We start from the raw sequence: 17502 nt of genomic DNA, 5'->3' as shown, positions 1-17502 counted from the left end.
GTCTAGCTGTCAATATCTCATCATCACCGATTTCAACTCGGTATAATGTTCGATAAATGCACTGCCGAACTCTCTACCCATCCCCGACGATTTCACCCCACCGAACGGCAACGCCGGATCGAGGAAGGTGTGCATGTTGATCCACAAGGTGCCCACTTCAATCCGCGGGATCATGCGCATCGCCTTGCTGAGATCGTTAGTCCACAGGCTGGCGGCCAGACCATAAGGCGAATCATTGATCATGGCGATCATCTGCTCTTCATCCTCATAGGCCAGGAAAGTGCCCACCGGGCCAAAGGTCTCCTCACGCATTAACGCATCATGCGGCCCATTAGCGCGGATCGCCGTCGGCGCAACAAAGAAGCCAGGACCTGCCAACGCCTGACCGCCGCAGACGATCTGGCTGCCATCAGCCCGTGCCTTGTCAAACAGCGCCAGTACCTTGCGGTAATGTGCCTCGTTGGCCAACGGCCCCACTTCCGTGCTTTCATCCAGCGGTGAGCCCACCTTCATGGCTGCCAAGCGCTGCGTCAGCTTTGCCAATACCTCGTCGATATGGCTGGCAGGCAGGTAGAAACGTTCCGCTGCGGCACAGATCTGGCCCTGATTCAGGTAACCCGCCTCGATAATCCCGTCGACCATCTTGTCGACCGAGACGTCCGCCAGAAACGCGGCGGCATTCTTACCCCCCAGTTCCAGCGTGGTACGCACAATCCCTTGCTCCATCGCCGCTTTCCCCACCGCGATCCCGGTAGGCACCGAGCCGGTGAAGGTCACTTTGGCACAGCGTGGATGGGCGATAAGCATAGGGCCAAGACGAGCGCCCGAACCGTTGATCACGTTGAGTGCGCCAGCCGGGATGCCCGCTTGCGTTGCCAGCTCAGCCACCCGCAGCATGGTTAGCGGCGTGTATTCACTCGGCTTGAGCACCACCGTACAGCCGCAGGTGAGCGCCGCAGCCAGCTTCCAGATGGCGATCATGATCGAGAAGTTCCACGGAATGATGCCGACCACCACGCCCAACGGCTCACGCCGGGTAAATGCGCTGTATTGCTCACCCTGGAAGGAAGGCAATGAAACGTTCAGCGTTTCCCCGCTGATTTTGCTCGACCAGCCGGCAAAATAACGCAGGAACTGCGAGGCCATATCGATTTCCAGCCCGCGAGACAGCTGAATGGTTTTGCCGGAACACAGGCTTTCCAGCTGCGCCAGTTCCTCTCGATGGGTTTGCAGCAGATCGGCCAGACGCGTCAGGCAGTTTCCACGCTCTAATGGCGAAACCTGCGCCCAGCTACCGTGGAAAGCGTCAAAGGCCGCCTGCATCGCCGCATCGACTTCAGCCTGGCCGCCTTCATTCACTTGTGCGATAGCCAGCCCGGTGGCCGGGTTAACCACCGCAAACCTTTCTACGCCTGCCCCGGCTACGGGTTGCCCATGAATATAATGGCCCTGCTGGCGGTCCAGAAAAGCCGTGACCTGTGGCAATAGTGTAATATCCGTCATCGCATCGCCCTCCTTGCGGGTTAGCCTTCGACAATCGCCAGATAATGCTTCACAAAACGATCGGAGGTGATTTCCCAGCGTACCGGGGTGCCCTTCTCAACAAACCAGGAATCCCCGGCCTGATACTTTACCGACTCGCCGGTGTTCTCATTGGTCAGCGTTGCCGTGCCTTCCCACACCGTGGCATGTTCCGCAAACGGGTATTCCATCACGAAGGTGCCACGGGTGCAGCTAAAGACACCACAGTTCAGGTTGTCCGTTGGGGCGCCAAAAATCATCGCCACGCCGACGTTAGGTTCACCGGCGACCACCGTGGCCCCCAGGTTGCTGACGCTGCCAATCTGTTGCAGTTCTGGGAGCGCTTGCTTAAGCAGTAATGGTTTCATGGTTTTTTCCTTTTAGATCAGTAATAAGGGGGTCAGAACTAACGACGCCCCTTCCAGTAGCCGGAAGTCTGGTGCCAAACTTTACCCGCGGTGGTCATCACACGGCGCAGCTTGTCTTTGCCAAAAATATCCACGTGCGGGATCGAACTCATCAGGTCATAACGATCGGATCCCTCACTCATTCCTTCCGCCAACACCTTGCAAACGATATGGCTCGGCGTCACCCCAAAGCCGGAATAGCCTTGCACGTAAAACACGTTATCGTGCTGCGGCAGGGTGCCGATCTGCGGGAACAGGTTGGCGCTGCAACACAGCGGCCCGCCCCAGGCCAGGTCGATCTTCACGTCCTTCAGATACGGGAACACTTTCAGCATCAAGTTGCGGTTCCAGGCCTTCAGGTCTGAAGGAATATATTCGACCAGCCGGGTAGCGCTGCCGAACAGCAGGCGGTTCTCGTTGGTGACGCGGTAATAGTCGATCACCGGCCGGATATCGCTGTAAGCCCCACGGATTGGGCTGATCTGGTTGATCAGCTCGTCAGACAGCGGTTCTGTCGCTAACTGGAAGGCGTAGGTATTGATGGTCTTTTTGTAGATAAAGGGATCCATGCCGTTGAGGAAGCCGTTGCATGCCCACAGCATCTTGTTGGCGCGTACCGATCCCATGGCGGTACGCACGGTAATGCGCGGGCCATATTCCACATTCAGCACGTTGCTGTTTTCGAAGATTTTCACCCCGTAACCACTTAGCGCCTGGGCCTCCCCTAACAGCAGGTTGAGCGAATGAACGTGGCCACCCCCCATGTGTTTCAACGCACAGGTATAAGCATCAGATCCCACCACCTGCTTCACTTCGGAGCCGGTATAGAGTTCGATCTCTTCATCCGGTGAGACTGCTTTGAACTCTTTGAGCCAGGTACGCAGGGTCTTTTCCTGCCTGGCGTTGCTGCCGAGATAGCCATAACCAAAGCAGAAATCGGCGTCGATGGCGTACTTTTTAATCCGCTCGCGGATAATCCCGGCACCAAGGTTGCTGATCTTGAAGATGGTTTCTAACCCTGCCGGGCCAACGTGACGTTTGATCTTCTCCAGATCGTGGCCGATCCCGGCCATCACCTGGCCACCGTTGCGGCCCGTCCCGCCGTAGCCCAGGTGGCGACCCTCCAGAATAGCAATATTGGTGATGCCTTTTTCCACCAGTTCCAGCGCCGTATTAATGCCAGAAAAGCCACCGCCGATGATCACCACGTCAACATCCAGATCCTCTTCCAGCGTGGGGAAGCGCAGATCGTATTTCTTGGTCGCCGCGTAGTAGGTTAACGATTCGATTTGATTATTCATTGCTGCACTCCCTTTACCCATTGCCTTAGCCTGGATTATCAGCAGAGCGTGGGCAGGCGGCTATGTCCCTTTAGGGATATTCGCAACACTTTTTTAACATTATGCCGTACGGCGCAGGGGGGTACTCAAGAACAGGCTGAACAACTCGGCCTGAGAACCAATATTCAGCTTGCCGTAAATATTCTTACGATGATTTTTTACCGTGCCCAGGCTGATAAACAGCCGTTCGGCGATCTGCTGCGATCCGTTGCCGCTCAGGATCAGATCGACGATCTCACGCTCACGCGGGCTTAACGCATAGCGCGCCTGGGCTGCGCTATCTACCAGTGGGGCGGAGGGAGTGGGCACATTAGCGGCAACCACCACTTCCCCATGCAGCCGCGCCACGCTTTTTACCAGCGTCAACGCGCCACGCAGGTCAGCCAGTTGGGGATAACGCACGCCGACCGTTTGCCGAGCCGAGCCGAAAAAGATGCCTAGTCCGCGTTCCGGCGTCAGTTGCAGCAATACGCCTGCCTCGTCGTGCCAGCCGGTTTTACGGTAAAAGTTACGGTAGTAATCCGTTTGGTAAAAACCACAGGGAGCCAGTTGCCGCAGCGTAAATACATCGCCATGGCCGCCGCCGTTCAGCGCCTGGTAAAAGGGATCTTCAAGGTAAGCACCCTGCTGGTAAATCTGGTTTACCGCATCGCTGTTTTCTTTCTCGGTTTTCATCAGACAGCGCGGTGCCTGACCATATTCGAAGGCGTAGACGATGGCATTATCAAAGGCGAAGAAGCCCTCCAGATAAACCAGGAGGCTGGCATAGAATTGGCGGCTCGCTACTGCGTCGATCACCGCCGATAATCTTTCGACCTGAATATTCATTTCGCCCCCGAAATCATTAACAAATTAACAATCAACTTTTCGCAACGTATCAGCGACCGACATTGGGCCAATAAGCTATAAAAAGCATTCAATTGGCCAGAATGCAAGGGTATTGCTGTTTACATGTTAATCAAATCACAAGTTAGGCCCCTGCAACGATTAACCACACAATTAGAGTTGATTAATATCTTAACAATTTCGCGTTAAGCGACGGAAAAGCGTTGGTTCGCCTAGCCAGGCTGAATTATGCTGTGGTTTCGATGCCCAAATGCGCCAAGGAGAGAGCATGACCACTAGTCTGATGATCGCCAACCGGCAGGCCTGGTTTGGCAAGGGCAGCATCCAACAACTGATCCCACTGCTCCAGGCCGAGTCGCAAACTACGCTGCTGTTCACCTGCCGATCGTTTCTTAACGGTCCCCTCTATGCTGAACTGGCCCCGGCGCTGACGCCGTTGCTGGTGGGCAGAGAAATTGTCGCCCATGAGGCCTCCCCGCAGGAAATCGACCAATGGGTGGCACGCTGGCGAGGCCAAGTGCAAAGAGTGGTCGCCATCGGTGGAGGTAGCGTGCTGGATGCCGCCAAGGCGTTCGCTGCCCTGATCGAACACCCGCTGCCAACCCTGCGTTACATGGAAAAAGTGGGTGACAGCAAAATCAGTGGCGCAACGCTGCCGTTGATCGCCATTCCTACCACCGCAGGCACCGGCAGCGAGGTAACGCAAAACGCAGTGATCACCGATACTCAGGTCACCAAGGTGAAAGCCTCATTGCGGCATAATAACTTTGTGCCGCAGGTGGCGATCCTCGATCCTGACCTGCTGAAGGGAGCGCCAGACCACATACTGGCCTATTGCGCTATCGATGCCTTCACCCATCTGTTTGAAGCCTACCTTTCCAAGACCGCCAGCAGCCTGTCGCGCGAGATGTCGTTGAGCGGTATCCATCACTTCCTTTGCGCCTGGCCGGTGCTGAAACAGAGCGATGAGGCCCGCGAAGCGATTATGCAGGCTTCCTATCTGGGTGGCCTGACGTTGAGTATGGCTGGCTTAGGTGTGATCCACGGCATCGCGGGTGAGATAGGGGCATTGCGTGATTACCACCACGGCCAGGTGTGCGGCCGCCTGCTGCTGCCGTTTCTTGAATTGCTGGGGGAAAGCGAGCAGCCGCAACAACGTGCATTAATGACCGAACTGGCCCTGCGGCTATTCCCTGAAGAGCAGGACAGCCCGGCGCGCTTTTTGATCGACTTTATCACCCGCCACGCCATCGCCCCGTTCTGGCAGGACGAGCTATCCCTTAGCAAGGCGGAACTGGCCATCGTACTGGAGAAGTCCAACAGCAAGAATTCCTGGCTCAGCTACACTACCGAGCAACGGAGAGTAATGATCGATGGGGCGTTCTTGATTGAATGATAATATAATCAGAACTATAGGATCGCAGGAGCACAACAATGAGTTTGGTTGACTGGATTTTAGGCGGCATCGCCCTGGGGCTGATCGTCGGCGCGCTGATGAAGATATTCGGCAAGAAGAAAGACGATTAATGCGGTGCTCCCCCTCTGCCTTCAGAGGGGGAAGCCGTTAAATGCGGCTCAGGCAGTCCAACGCTACCGCTTTGAAGCTGTCGAAATTGTCACTGCCCAGCAGGCGGGTCATCGAACGTTCGCGCACAAAGGTGACGAACAGATCGTAGATCGCCATCGCTTCCTCATAATCGTTTTTGCTGATTGCCAGCAAGAAAATGACGTGTGCCACCTCACCTTCTCCCCACGGAATGCCCTGTGGTGCCAGCAGAGTGACCACAACGGTCTTTTTCGCCAACAGCCCCAGAGAGTGCGGCAGAGCAATCCCCTCCCCCAGCAGGGTAGAAACGATGTCCTCCCGCTCAACGACCGAAGGGTAGAAATCACTGCCCACATAGCCTTCCTGCTCCAACTGAGCGCAAACTTTGCTAAACAGCTGCTCCTGCGTTAACGGCTCGTTGACGATCATAAAGTGGCTGGCATCAAAGAATTTTTCCAACATATACGGCTTGGTACGATCGACCAGCACCAGCTTGCCCAACTGCTCTAGCTGATACTCCGTTGGGAACGGCGACATCACCACAATCGGCTTGTTCTTCTCGCTGATACGCGCATTGGAAATGATAAAATCTTCGTCGATACTGGCGAGAATTTCGTAATCACGCAGCGAAACGATGCGCGTCACCACCAGTTGCGGATACTTGCGCGCAATCTGGGCCTGGATCATCCGCACCGTAGAGTTACCGGTATCGCACACCAGCATCACCTGCGGATGGCGCTCATAGCCAATGTTGTAGTGCCGCTCCAGGCCGACGCCAATATGCAGCACCAGGTAGCCGATTTCGTTCTCGCTCAGGGTATAAGGCGTGTGTTTACCCCAGCTCGATACCGCCGCCAGCGTCACATCATAGGCCATCGGATAATGCTGCTTGATATTGGCCAACAGCGGGTTCGGGATATTGATCTGGTATTTCACCCGGGTGATCATGGTTTTGATATGGGTGAGCAGATCGGCCCGCAGCTGCTTGTCGTTCTGCAGGTTGTAGTTATAGTGCGAGTTGATGTAGGACAGGATGTAATCCACCAGCGCCTCTTCGTCATCGGCGTTGATTTTGGTCGGCTGTACTTCCTGCACTCTTCTGGCAGCGATGTTGACCCGCAAATAGGCCTCTTCCGCCGCCGCAATCTCTTTGCCCGTGGCCTTGCTCAATTCACTCGCCAGCCAGGTTGACGCTTTGCGCACCGCATCATCACCGTCTTCCACGTCAAAATCCTGTAGCGGATAGCCGTCCATGATACGCCGCAGCGCCACGGCACAGTAGAAGATCAGGTATTGCTCACCCTCATCGGTCAGACGAATGGCATATTGCGACAGCAATGGGTGCAGCAGTCCGGCAAAGGTCAGCACCTGCGGCTGATGGAGGATGTCATTGTTCAGCAATGGGTTTTCCGCATCCGCCAGATGCAGTTGAAACAACAGATCGGTCAGGCAGGAGCGGATCGCCATTTCCGCACCAAACAGCTTCATACCGTAGCGCGGCTTGGTCTCGATGGTTAACTGGTAATGCGCCAGACGCTCCCTCACCTCAGCCATGTCGTTTTGCAGCGTACCCCGGCTGACAAACCATTCATCGGCCAGATCTTCCAGCTTCATCGAGAAGGCTGAGGTCAAAAAGCGAATCAACAGATAATGCACCCGCTCCTGCGCGCTGCGCGGCGTGGCGTGCTGTTTACGTTCCCGATGCTGGAGTGCGCTAAACCGGGCCTCATCATCAACCTGCAGGCGATATCCTGCCCCGCGGCTGTGGACAAACTGCGCACCATAACTTTCCAGAATATCGTTCAGCGCGGTGATATCGGCGCGTACCGTGCGGGTAGACACGGCAAAACGCTTTGCCAGCTCGTCCTGCGGCAACGTTTCGGACTGCAAGGCATCGAACAGCGATGCCAAACGTGGGTAGGGAAATCTCACCATTCTCTTTCCGTTATGAACGTGCCCGCCTAAGGGGTCAGGCGGGCAACTGGTTACTTCGCAGCTGGCAAGAACACCATTTGTGAAGGGCTGCCCACCGGGGTGTAGCCTTCAACAAAACTGAGCTTACCGCTGAGCTGGTCTACGCTAAAGCGGGTTACGTTATCGCTACGCTGATTCATGGCATACAGATAACGGCCACTCGGATCCAGGGTGATGGTGCGCGGATAATCACCTCGCGTCCAGGTCTCTGCCACCGGTTTCAGCTCGCCCTCATCGCTTACGCTGAACTGCGCAATGCTGTTGTGCAAGCGATTGGCGACATACAGATTTTTACCATCCGCAGCCAAGGCAATGCCAGCGGCAAAGCTGGTCCCCTTATAATCGGCAGGCAGCGTTGAAACTGCATGTAACTGTTTCAGTGTCCCCTTTTGGCTATCAAAGCGGTAGCTGGTTAGTGTAGATGCTTCCTCATTGATTAGTAGGACAATTTTACCATTTGGATGAAATATGAAGTGGCGCGGGCCGGCTCCGGCGGAAGAGGCGGCGATCCACGGCGGATCGTTCGGCGTCAGCTTGCCGCTGGCGGCATCGAAACGCCACTGGTAGATACGATCCAGCCCCAGATCGGTAGAGAACACAAACTTGCCGCTCGGATCGCTGGCGATCATATGCGCATGCGGGCCACTGTGATCGCTGATGGCAAAGCTGCCTTCCACCGCGGCGGCGGGTTTGGCCGCGCCCGCAGGGCCAATATCTTGTTGCACAGAACTGGCTGGACCCAACTTGCCTTCGTTGTCGATCGGGAACGCCGCAACGCTGCCGCTGACATAGTTAGCCACCAGCAAATGACGGCCATCCGGCGTCAGAGAAAGGTAAACCGGCCCCGCACCTTGTGAATCCACCTGATTAAGCGGCGTCAGGCTGCCGTCCTGTGGGTTGATGCGATAGGCGACAATGCCCCCGTGCTGGGTGCCATTAAAATCTGCCACCTCGCTGGCAACGTATAGCGTCTGTCCTTTGGCATCGGTGACCAACTGGGCCGGATTAGGCAGGCTGCTGACCAGCGTCTTGGCACTCAGCTCCCCGGTTTTCGCATCCACCTGCATGCGATAAACCCCCTCACCGTTCGGGTTATAGGTACCAATATAGGCAAAATGAGACGACGTGGGTTTCATTGCATCCTCAGCATGTAACGCCGGGCTGGCGATAGCCAACAACGCCAGGGACAGCGCGCTCCACAGCGGAGCGATTCGTAATTTCGAAGCCTGCCAGTTTCGCATAGTTATCCTTTTGACCGATAGATAGGGACAAAAAGATGCCCCTCACCCTAACCCTCTCCCGAAGGGAGAGGGGACTGAACGTGCCACAACTTAACTCCAGTATCCAACCGCAACATCAAATCGAACATGCCACTAAATCGAACATGCCACTGTTTTCACCACACCTAACCACAACTCCGTACCAGCCCCCCTCTCTCTGTGGGAGAGGGACCGAACGTGCCACAACTTAACTCCAGTATCCAACCGCCGCATCAAATCGAACATGCCACTGCTTTACACCACACCTAACCACAACTCCGTGCCAGCCCCCTCTCTCTGTGGGAGAGGGACCGAACGTGCCATAACTTAACTCCAGTATCCAACCGCCGCATCAAATCGAACATGCCACTGTTTTCACCACACCTAACCACAACTCCGTACCAGCTCCCTCTCCCTGTGGGAGAGGGTTGGGGTGAGGGGCCGCGGGTTTACCCCACCAGCCGCTTGGTGATTTCCAGCAGAGTTTTGACATCTTGCGGGCGAGTATCGCCACTGGTGGAATCAATAATGGAGCTGTAGATATGCGGGATCACCTGCTTCACACCGGCTTTCAACGCAATCTCCAGGATCGGCTCGAAGTTTTCCAGATCGATGCCCCCGGTCGGCTCCAGCATAAAGTCATGCTCGGCACAGGCTTTCGCCACGTACTCATATTCGTCCTGATGCTTCAGGCCGCCCATCGGGAAATACTTAATCGAACTGCCGCCCATATCCTTCAACAACGCAATGGCAGTCTCTACCGGCACGATGCCATCCGCTGCATGAGCGCTGAGCGGCCCGGTGGAAATCTTCACCCAGCCCACGCGGCCGGTCGGGGAGACCAGGCCGTTCACCACAGTTTGGTTTTGCTTCAGCAATGCACGGCTGGCACCGACGCCGGTAAACACCTGGTTCACATGCTGCGGTTGGACTTGCTCGGAGATCAGGCTGACCATATTCGACTGCTTGGGATCGCCAGCCCCCAGGCCTACGGAAAGCGCGTTCTCGATCAGGCGTGCATAACGCGACATATCCGCCACGGCACTCTCAACGTCTGGATAGTTTTTGGAAAGAACGCCCACCAGCACGTGCCCCTGTGCCGCATTATAGATGTCCTGCGCGTTGGCTTTTGAGCCAGCCAGCACGTTGAGGCAAACGCGGTCTTTATAGTAATTAGGCTTCAGCTTCATGCTTGATTCTCCGTAAACAGATTTTTAATACAGGTAAAGACGGTCATCAGTTGCTGCTCGTTCACGCTGCGGACATCCACCTCAATCTTGCCTTCGTTGGCCTTGTAGCCACGGAAATAGATGGCGATATCACCGGTTTTCAGCCGCTGGACGATTTCCACAGTCGACATCCCCAACACCGCTTCATCAAAGGTGATTTCAACGCGGGCAATATCGCGCCCTGCGCTGTCCCAGACGGTTTTGGCGCTGATGCCATTCAGGGTATTCAGTTGGCTGATAAACGGCGTCATGCGCTCTACCATTTGCGCACCGGTGGTTTTCTCCGACGTCAGGTAGCTTTCGATAGCCTGCGTAAGGCCGAGGATGCCCTCTTTGCCCACTTTCATCGCCCGGCCAATACCGCCTGACTGCTGCTTCACCCACTCTACGTATTGCTTCTTGCCGATCACCAGCCCGCTGGTTGGCCCCTCAATAGCCTTGGCACCGCTGTAGATCACCAGATCGGCCCCCATCTGGTAGTAACACATCAAATCTTCTTCGGCAGCGGCATCGACGATCAGCGGCAGGTTATGCTTACGTGCCACCACGGCCGCCTGTTCGACGGAGAGAATGCTTTTCTGCACGCAGTGGTGAGACTTGACGTACAGAATGGCCGCGGTCTGCGGGGTGATGCAGGCTTCAATCTGTTCAGGGGAACATTCGTTGGCATAACCTGCTTCCACCACCTTGCCGCCGCCGAGGGCGACCATGGTATCCACCGGCGCACCAAAGTTGACGTTATGGCCACGCGGCAACACGATCTCGCGCGGCTCGTTCACCGTAGCGGAATGCAGGTTGACCAACAGGTTGGCGTTATCTTTGACGATCACCGCCGCCACCGACTGGGCAATACCGGCAGAAGCGCAGGAAACAATCACCGCGTCTTCCACATTCAGCAGGCCAGCAATATAGGTGCCGGTCTTATTGACCAGATCCTTGATTTCAAAGTAATGATTCAGGCCGTAATCCACAGCATCAATCACCTCCTGGCGTGGCGTAGAAACGCCGAGAATGGTCATGCGGCCGGAAGTATTGATCACCTGCTTTAAGTTATATTTTTCATAGACTGAAGACATGAGCGGCTTTTCCTTGTTCGGTTAATAGGACTTCCCCGGCCACCACAGCAGCCAGCGGCACCAACAGTTGTTCGCCATTCACGGACTCCCCTTCGGAGTCGGCAAACACCTGCGGCCCCTGGCGGAGATCAAAAATGGTCAGGTCGGCATCAAAGCCGGGTTTCAGCTGCCCCTTGGTGGTCAGGCGCAACGCCGCAGCGGCATTTTCCGTCACGCAGCCAATGACCTGCGCCAGAGAAAGCCCAACGGTAAAGAATTTGGACATTACCGTCGCCAGGCTGTGCACGGGGCCAGCCAGACGGTTACGGCAGTAGATATCGGAACTGATGGTGTGCGGGAAGACCCCCAGCGCGATGGCCTGGCGGGCAACCTCAAAGCTGAAGCTGGCCGAGCCGTGGCCTACATCAAGTAACACGCCACGTTTTAACGCGCGTTGGATCGACTCGCGCAGCGTGCCTGCCGGGGTCAGAATGCGGTTCGGTTTACCGTTGTAGCAATGAGTGATGATGTCGCCCTGGGTCAGCAGATCGGCGATCTCGTCCAAATCCGGCGGGTTGTTGCCAATATGCACCATCAGCGGCAGTTGCTGGTTTTCCTGCTGGATCTCTTTGGCCAACACCAACGGTTTGGTGCCGTTCTGGCCCACGACGCTGCTGCTCATACGCGCCTTGATACCAATGACAAATCCCGGCTTGCCGTCGATGGCCTGCTTGACCTGCTGCTTATTGATATCCGCCATATCAGCCAGTTCATTCTGCCTTAGCAGACCGATACGCGAGATATTGAGGAAGGCAAAGACGTTGGTTTTGGTGCTGCGCGTCAGGGCATAGAATTCATCGATATCGTCGGTACCGGTGCTACCAGCATCCACCACCGAGGTGACGCCGCTGCTCACGCCCACCAGGTCCGGGTCGTCATGATAAATCGGTGAAGAGGGATAACAGTGTACGTGAGAGTCGATCCAGCCAGCGCTCAGGCGGTAGTTTCCTTCCAGATCCAGTTGTTTGTGGGCGCTGGCATCGGCCGCCAACTGCCCGACGACGGCGATCTTACCCGCCTCAATAGCCACATCGGCCAGGGTGTCGTCCACCAGCCTGGCGCGCCGGATGATTAGGTCATACATGCTTCGCTACTCCTTGCCAAACCCTGGGCGGTGACCCAGGGTTTGGGACTTGATTAAGAAATGGCTACCGGGAAGAATGCCCCCAAGATCATGGCCCCCAGGATCGCGCCGCCGGTGATCGGCTTGCCCCAGATATAGAACAGCAGCGCACCCAGCAGGGAACCCAGGCCGATCGGGATCGACGCGGCCATGGCAGACAGGATGATCAACGGCCCAAGGAAACGCCCAGAAGAGTTACCGGCCCCCATCATCACGTCCGCCCCGTAGGTGGAGTTGCTCTGATTGATGGTAAATTTACGCGCCAGGATAATCAGGTAACCAATCGCCAGGCCAATGACCAGGCCAGTCACCAGCGAGGCGGCAAAGTTGGCTACCGGGAAAACAATCCCCGCCCCCAGCAACAGCGCAGGAACACCAAGGCCAACCCCGGTCTGGATCGCCCCGCCAATATCCAGGATCCCTACCAGAGAACCTTCGATAATACGGGCAAACAGGAAGCTGGCACCGAACGCCGCCACCGCACCGTAAACCCCGGTGTCCATCCCGGCACGCAGCATGGAAACGAAAGCCACTTCGTTAAACGCGCCTATGCCATACAGGTAATACATGTGTGTCCCGGCAAACACGCCGGACGAGAGCAGGCCAACAAAAATCGGGAACGACCAGTCGGCATACCAGAAGCCTTTGTCTGCTTGTGCTTCCATCATTCAGCTCCTTATTTTCCGCTCAGGGTGTTATGAATGGCATCCAGCCAGCCAGGCACGCCCAGGCTGAAGGATTCGAGAACTTTCATATCAAAGCCGCGGAAGAAGCCGCTCAGCACGAACAGCAGCACAATCGCCACCATCATGATTTTGGTGACTTTGTTCCAGCCGCTTTCCTCAACGCCCTTGCCAATCAGGATACCCAGCACCAGACCCGGTACGGCGTTACCCATAATCAGCTGTGCCAGACCACCGAAGATGGTGCCCCAGAAGCCAGAACGTTTGCCCGCTTCAATCGCCGCCAGCCAGAAGATCACCGGCATGACGGTGTTCACCAGCAGGTTGGCCGCTGGAACCAAGACTTTGATGGCCGTAACCTGCAAGGCCGCAGGCACTGCCGAAGCGGTGGTGTTAAGGAAGGCCACGACCAAAATGCCGATGATCCCGCACGCGATGGCCATCTTTTTTGGATCGTGCATGGTTTCCGCAACGTTGCGGTTTTTGATCATCAGGGCTGCTGCGCCCCAGTTAGGAATGATGCGATGGTCAACGTCCTGCGTGAAGGCCCCCGCCGCCACAGAAGACGCCCAGGCGTTGAAGAAGAAGCCCAGACCAAATGAGAAATGAGAAGCCGGATCGCCTTCGCAGGAGTTCAGCTCACCCAAGGTACGGAACGCTCCCATACCCTGCGTCGTCGGTGCGTGGAACATACGTGCGGCACCGGCCCCTACACCGACGCCAACCAGCCCGCCGATAATAATCGACTTAAATAAGATGATTAAAAACATCAGAATATCCTTCTTATGTCATGCCCAGTGGATCCCAAGACGCAGCCCTAGCGGCTATAGCTTGAAACACGACGGATATAACGTTTTTATTTCTGGGTGAAGACCACCTTTTCGGTATTGATGATCGTCACGTTCACGGTTATTTCTAATGAAACGGCATAGCTTTTTCTTTCACGCGCCAGGAAGAAGAAAAGAAATTTTTCTTTGGTGGTTCTCTCTTCCGCCTTTACTATTTTGACATCCTGCGGTTCGATACGCAGCAGAACATTATTGGTGGATTTTAAAATCACGCCCTGTACATTCGCTAATGCACCGGCAAAGGCTTTAGCTTTACTATCGCCTTTGCCCTCCACGTTAACCGAGGTGGTATAAGTCTCTTTCATTACGGATTGCCGTATTTTTTGACATACGCTTCCACTAGCCGCTGGCCTAATTCTTCTTTATCCATAAAGCCAAAGCCTAATACATTGCAGCCTTCGTTAATTGCCGTCACGCCTTCTTCAATAGAACGCATACCATATCTGGATTTATAACCATATTTGGTTTGTGCGGTGATCGCCCCAGCGCCGCCGCTGCCGCAGAAAGAAATGCCCAGTTGCGCATTCTCTGCTTTCATCACGTCACCCAACTTCATATCCGCCGCCATGCCAGGGATCACAATCACCTTGGCACCTGCATTTTCAACGCCTTGGCCTACTTTCTGGCCTTTACCCAGCCGATCGCCGATCACTACGGTAATTTGTCCCATGGGGTTTTTCTCCTGAATAATGTTAAATAATTAAACGTTATTGGTCGTTATCTTTAGCCACTTCAAAATGAACCGAAAGCAGATACGCCTCTTCAATCGGTAGCGTGGCAAACTTATTTACCACTCGCTCTGCCAGTTGCATTGAGCCGGCAGAAATTTCATCAAACAGTGATTTATCAACTTCCGGCAAGGGTTCACCCGTTATTGAGCGCAACACCATCGCGCGGATATGGGATTCCAACATTTGTTGTTGCACCGCATTGGTGTAAATATTCTCTTCACCCAACATGGTGGTAATATCGGCCAGCAGTTGAGTGGTAATCGCTGCGGCCTCACTGATGTCAGTCTGTTCCCTGTTACTTACCGAAGCAGTTCCGTCATTCACTTTGCAGTCACCTCTGGATCCAGCTATTTATCCGTTAACGGTAAAGCGCTTTACCTTTACCCGCTTTCTTTGATGTCTTTACCCTAACCCTTGGGGCATTGCTTGTGTAGCGCGTTTTTTTCCAGTTCGAACTGGAAATTAAGTGACGCTAGGGGATCCATTTCGCAAAATCGAGGGTTTTTACGCTAAGTAAATGAGATTGCAAAAAGAGTTTGCAACGCAGAGTTGCCAGTTAGCATCGCGGCGCAAAAAACTTCGTGATCGAGATCTCTTTCTTTTCCGGCCCTAACAGCCTACTATCAGTAGGACAAACCGACATTTTTCACACCCCCGCTCCCAAAGGTGCGGGGGTGTTGCTTTTGTGTTGTTTTCCGAATTTATGGCGCAGAAAGGGCGCCCTTTGATTGGACTGGAGAGTGGAATGACCAAACCAACCATTACCATTAATGAGCTGGATGCGGAACGCCTGGATGCGCTACTGGCACAGCCAGCCTTTGCCAATACTGACGTCGCCGCCGCGCTGAACGCTGAACTGGATCGCGCTGACATTGTGCCGGCATCGCAGATCCCTGCACACGTCGTCACCATGAACAGCCGCGTACGTTTTCGCGATCTGCATACTTCAGAAGAACATGTGCGCACGCTGGTTTACCCTGCCTCTCTCAAAGACAGCGCTGAACAGCTGTCGGTGATGGCACCTCTGGGTGCAGCACTGCTGGGAATGCACGTGGGTAAACAGATCAATTGGCAATTGCCAAACGGCGAAGAAGCCCGCATTGAAGTGCTGGAATTGCTGTATCAACCTGAGGCTGCGGGCGAGTATCACCGCTAAGTCAGGTTTCCGGGCGGCCATTCAGCCGCCCTGTTTGCCTCTTTACAGGCAAATCGCGATCAGCACCACCACCAGCAGCAACACGTAAATTCTGGCGTGTAGCCTGTCATCTACGCAGGGCAACACCCGTTTGGCAAACACGATCCCCGCGATACCCGCCACCAGCAGTAACCCCAAAATCAACAGATTCACATAGCCGAAATAATGCGGTCCGCTCACCTTCCCCATGCCGAGATAGCTATACAAAACCGTCGCCACCACCGCGACCGGGATCGATAGCGGATTGGCCGCACTGACGCAGTGCTTCATGTCATAACCCTGACGGCGTAACAGTGGAACAGTCATCACGCTGCCCCCAACCCCCAGCATAGCGGCAATCACGCCAATTAATGGCCCACCGACCCACACCGTCGTCTTGGATAACGCCGTCTTGGCGGGTTTGGTCAGGAACCCTTTGCGCAGCAGACAATCGGCAATGGTCGCCATCATATAGAGAATAAACAGCCCGCGAATGGCGGAGTCTGCAAGCTGCATCGCGGCAAAGGCACCGATGACCGCCCCCGCGCCGATATAAAAGATCAGCGGAGTGATGGTTTCACTCAGGATATTGCCACTGCGCCACTGGGTAACGCTGGCATAGCTGGCGTTTAAAATCATGACCGCCGCCGAGGTGGCCACGGCAATATGCATCGCCTGATCGGCATGATTACCGGAGGCGGAAACCACATGATAGACGAAGGGCACCACCACAAAACCACCGCCAAAACCAAACAGAATGGTGGTCATGCCGGTCAAAAAGCCGGTAAACAGCACCAGTAAAATATCTGCCATCACCCTGCAACTCCTCAATGTCGTTGGTCAGCTAGCAGGATAGGCGGCCTCCTTATGGCTTGCACACTATCATCGGTCAACTATCATAGCGTTTCGGCCAAAATGATAAGGCAGGCTATGCGCAATATCGCCATTGATTCCCTCGACCACACGCCAAGATCGGTAATTGTCATTGGCACCGACTATCCACCGGACTATCTACTGCCCTTGCATAGCCACCGGCGCGCGCAGCTACTGTATGGTGCCACCGGCGTGATGCAGGTATTTACCCGGCAGGGAAATTGGGTGGTGCCACCGCAGCGCGCCGTCTGGATCCCGCCGCAGGTCGCACATGAAGTCAGGATGATGGGAGTGAGCACTCGCAGCCTGTATATCGAGCCGGACGCGCTGATCGCGCCCATCGCCGAGGTGTGCCAAGTGGTGAGCGTAACCCCGCTGATGCGTCAGTTGCTGATGGCTGCCGTTGATATGCCGCTGGTGTATCAGCAGGAAGGGCGGGATGGGGCTTTGGTGGCGCTGCTGCTGCATGAGATTGCCCAGATGCAGGCATTGCCGCTGCATATTCCCCTGCCGGAAGATCCCCGGCTCAGCGCTCTGTGCCAAGCCTTTTTACGCCAGCCAGACGCCCACGCGCCACCAGGGCTTTGGGCAGCCAGCCTGTATATGAGCCTGCGCACCTTTAGCCGTTTTTTCCGCAAGCAGACCGGGATGTCGTTTTCGCAGTGGCGTCAACGAGCCTGTGTGGTATTGGCGCTGGCACGTCTGGCGGCGGGCAACAGCGTTACCTAGGTGGCAATCGAGTTGGGTTATGAGAGTAGTGCGGCCTTTTCGGCGATGTTCCGTCGGGTATTAGGGCTGGCGCCGTCTTCTTATCTGGGGTGATAGCAATGACC

Annotated in this window: 17 protein-coding genes and 1 pseudogene; 3 read left to right on the top strand and 15 right to left on the bottom strand. The window is 55.3% G+C overall.

The features are described 5' to 3' along the window. Window positions 1-9: 9 nt before the first annotated feature. The 4 genes from N6G83_RS38180 to N6G83_RS38165 all read right to left on the bottom strand — a co-directional run bounded on the left by N6G83_RS38180 (window position 10) and on the right by N6G83_RS38165 (window position 4096). Window positions 10-1503: an aldehyde dehydrogenase family protein gene (locus N6G83_RS38180; protein ID WP_024530615.1), complete on the bottom strand. Its 1494-nt coding sequence runs from the start codon at window positions 1501-1503 to the stop codon at window positions 10-12. Window positions 1504-1523: 20 nt separating this feature from the next. Further along, window positions 1524-1889, bottom strand: a complete 366-nt coding sequence (locus tag N6G83_RS38175; RefSeq protein WP_021806963.1) for a cupin domain-containing protein — start codon at window positions 1887-1889, stop codon at window positions 1524-1526. A gap of 38 nt (window positions 1890-1927) precedes the next feature. Beyond that, window positions 1928-3229 (bottom strand): NAD(P)/FAD-dependent oxidoreductase, encoded by a 1302-nt coding sequence (locus N6G83_RS38170; RefSeq protein WP_211135756.1) that lies wholly within the window; start codon window positions 3227-3229, stop codon window positions 1928-1930. Between the two features lie 99 nt (window positions 3230-3328). Continuing rightward, complete coding sequence (locus tag N6G83_RS38165) at window positions 3329-4096, bottom strand: helix-turn-helix transcriptional regulator (RefSeq protein ID WP_065684746.1); 768 nt, start codon at window positions 4094-4096, stop codon at window positions 3329-3331. Between the two features lie 286 nt (window positions 4097-4382). Here N6G83_RS38165 and N6G83_RS38160 point away from each other — a divergent pair, with 286 nt between their 5' ends. Continuing rightward, window positions 4383-5510, top strand: a complete 1128-nt coding sequence (locus N6G83_RS38160) for an iron-containing alcohol dehydrogenase (protein WP_211135755.1) — start codon at window positions 4383-4385, stop codon at window positions 5508-5510. Between the two features lie 168 nt (window positions 5511-5678). Here N6G83_RS38160 and N6G83_RS38155 read toward each other — a convergent pair whose 3' ends face one another. From N6G83_RS38155 to N6G83_RS38110, 10 genes are all read right to left on the bottom strand, one after another. Continuing rightward, window positions 5679-7595: a transcription antiterminator gene (locus N6G83_RS38155; protein WP_173408623.1), complete on the bottom strand. Its 1917-nt coding sequence runs from the start codon at window positions 7593-7595 to the stop codon at window positions 5679-5681. Window positions 7596-7645: 50 nt separating this feature from the next. After that, window positions 7646-8875, bottom strand: coding sequence for a lactonase family protein (locus N6G83_RS38150; protein ID WP_211135754.1), 1230 nt, complete (start codon window positions 8873-8875; stop codon window positions 7646-7648). Between the two features lie 467 nt (window positions 8876-9342). Continuing rightward, on the bottom strand, window positions 9343-10083 hold the full coding sequence (dagF, locus tag N6G83_RS38145; protein ID WP_024527928.1) for a 2-dehydro-3-deoxy-phosphogluconate aldolase: 741 nt from the start codon (window positions 10081-10083) through the stop codon (window positions 9343-9345). Beyond that, window positions 10080-11198, bottom strand: a complete 1119-nt coding sequence (locus tag N6G83_RS38140) for a DgaE family pyridoxal phosphate-dependent ammonia lyase (RefSeq protein WP_211135820.1) — start codon at window positions 11196-11198, stop codon at window positions 10080-10082. The genes dagF and N6G83_RS38140 overlap by 4 nt, the downstream gene beginning before the upstream one ends. After that, the gene (locus tag N6G83_RS38135) at window positions 11182-12321 is read right to left on the bottom strand and encodes an amidohydrolase/deacetylase family metallohydrolase (protein ID WP_211135819.1); all 1140 of its coding nucleotides are present in this window, start codon (window positions 12319-12321) and stop codon (window positions 11182-11184) included. Before N6G83_RS38135 ends, N6G83_RS38140 begins: the two co-directional genes overlap by 17 nt. A gap of 53 nt (window positions 12322-12374) precedes the next feature. Then, window positions 12375-13025, bottom strand: a complete 651-nt coding sequence (locus tag N6G83_RS38130) for a DUF4310 family protein (RefSeq protein ID WP_024483730.1) — start codon at window positions 13023-13025, stop codon at window positions 12375-12377. 11 nt (window positions 13026-13036) lie between these two features. Further along, window positions 13037-13813 carry a DUF4311 domain-containing protein gene (locus tag N6G83_RS38125; RefSeq protein ID WP_021180718.1) on the bottom strand — a complete coding sequence of 259 codons (777 nt, stop codon included), beginning with the start codon at window positions 13811-13813 and terminating at the stop codon, window positions 13037-13039. A gap of 86 nt (window positions 13814-13899) precedes the next feature. Next, window positions 13900-14196: a DUF4312 family protein gene (locus N6G83_RS38120; RefSeq protein WP_021180719.1), complete on the bottom strand. Its 297-nt coding sequence runs from the start codon at window positions 14194-14196 to the stop codon at window positions 13900-13902. Beyond that, window positions 14196-14561 (bottom strand): glycine-rich SFCGS family protein, encoded by a 366-nt coding sequence (locus tag N6G83_RS38115; protein WP_021180720.1) that lies wholly within the window; start codon window positions 14559-14561, stop codon window positions 14196-14198. The genes N6G83_RS38120 and N6G83_RS38115 overlap by 1 nt, the downstream gene beginning before the upstream one ends. Window positions 14562-14598: 37 nt before the next feature. Next, complete coding sequence (locus N6G83_RS38110) at window positions 14599-14901, bottom strand: glycine dehydrogenase (protein WP_373368397.1); 303 nt, start codon at window positions 14899-14901, stop codon at window positions 14599-14601. Between the two features lie 466 nt (window positions 14902-15367). On the opposite strand from N6G83_RS38110, the gene rnk reads away from it, so the two are divergent. Beyond that, the gene (gene rnk, locus N6G83_RS38105) at window positions 15368-15778 is read left to right on the top strand and encodes a nucleoside diphosphate kinase regulator (protein ID WP_021180723.1); all 411 of its coding nucleotides are present in this window, start codon (window positions 15368-15370) and stop codon (window positions 15776-15778) included. A gap of 42 nt (window positions 15779-15820) precedes the next feature. Here the strand turns inward: rnk and N6G83_RS38100 are convergent, their stop codons facing one another. Continuing rightward, window positions 15821-16609 (bottom strand): sulfite exporter TauE/SafE family protein, encoded by a 789-nt coding sequence (locus N6G83_RS38100; RefSeq protein ID WP_211135818.1) that lies wholly within the window; start codon window positions 16607-16609, stop codon window positions 15821-15823. Window positions 16610-16726: 117 nt separating this feature from the next. On the opposite strand from N6G83_RS38100, the pseudogene N6G83_RS38095 reads away from it, so the two are divergent. After that, window positions 16727-17491, top strand: a pseudogene (locus N6G83_RS38095) (AraC family transcriptional regulator). Window positions 17492-17502 lie beyond the last annotated feature (11 nt).

It is taken from the genome of Serratia sp. PL7, assembly GCF_945957435.1.
Note: the sequence above shows the minus strand (reverse complement) of the source record. Positions and strands in the feature narration are given on the sequence as shown.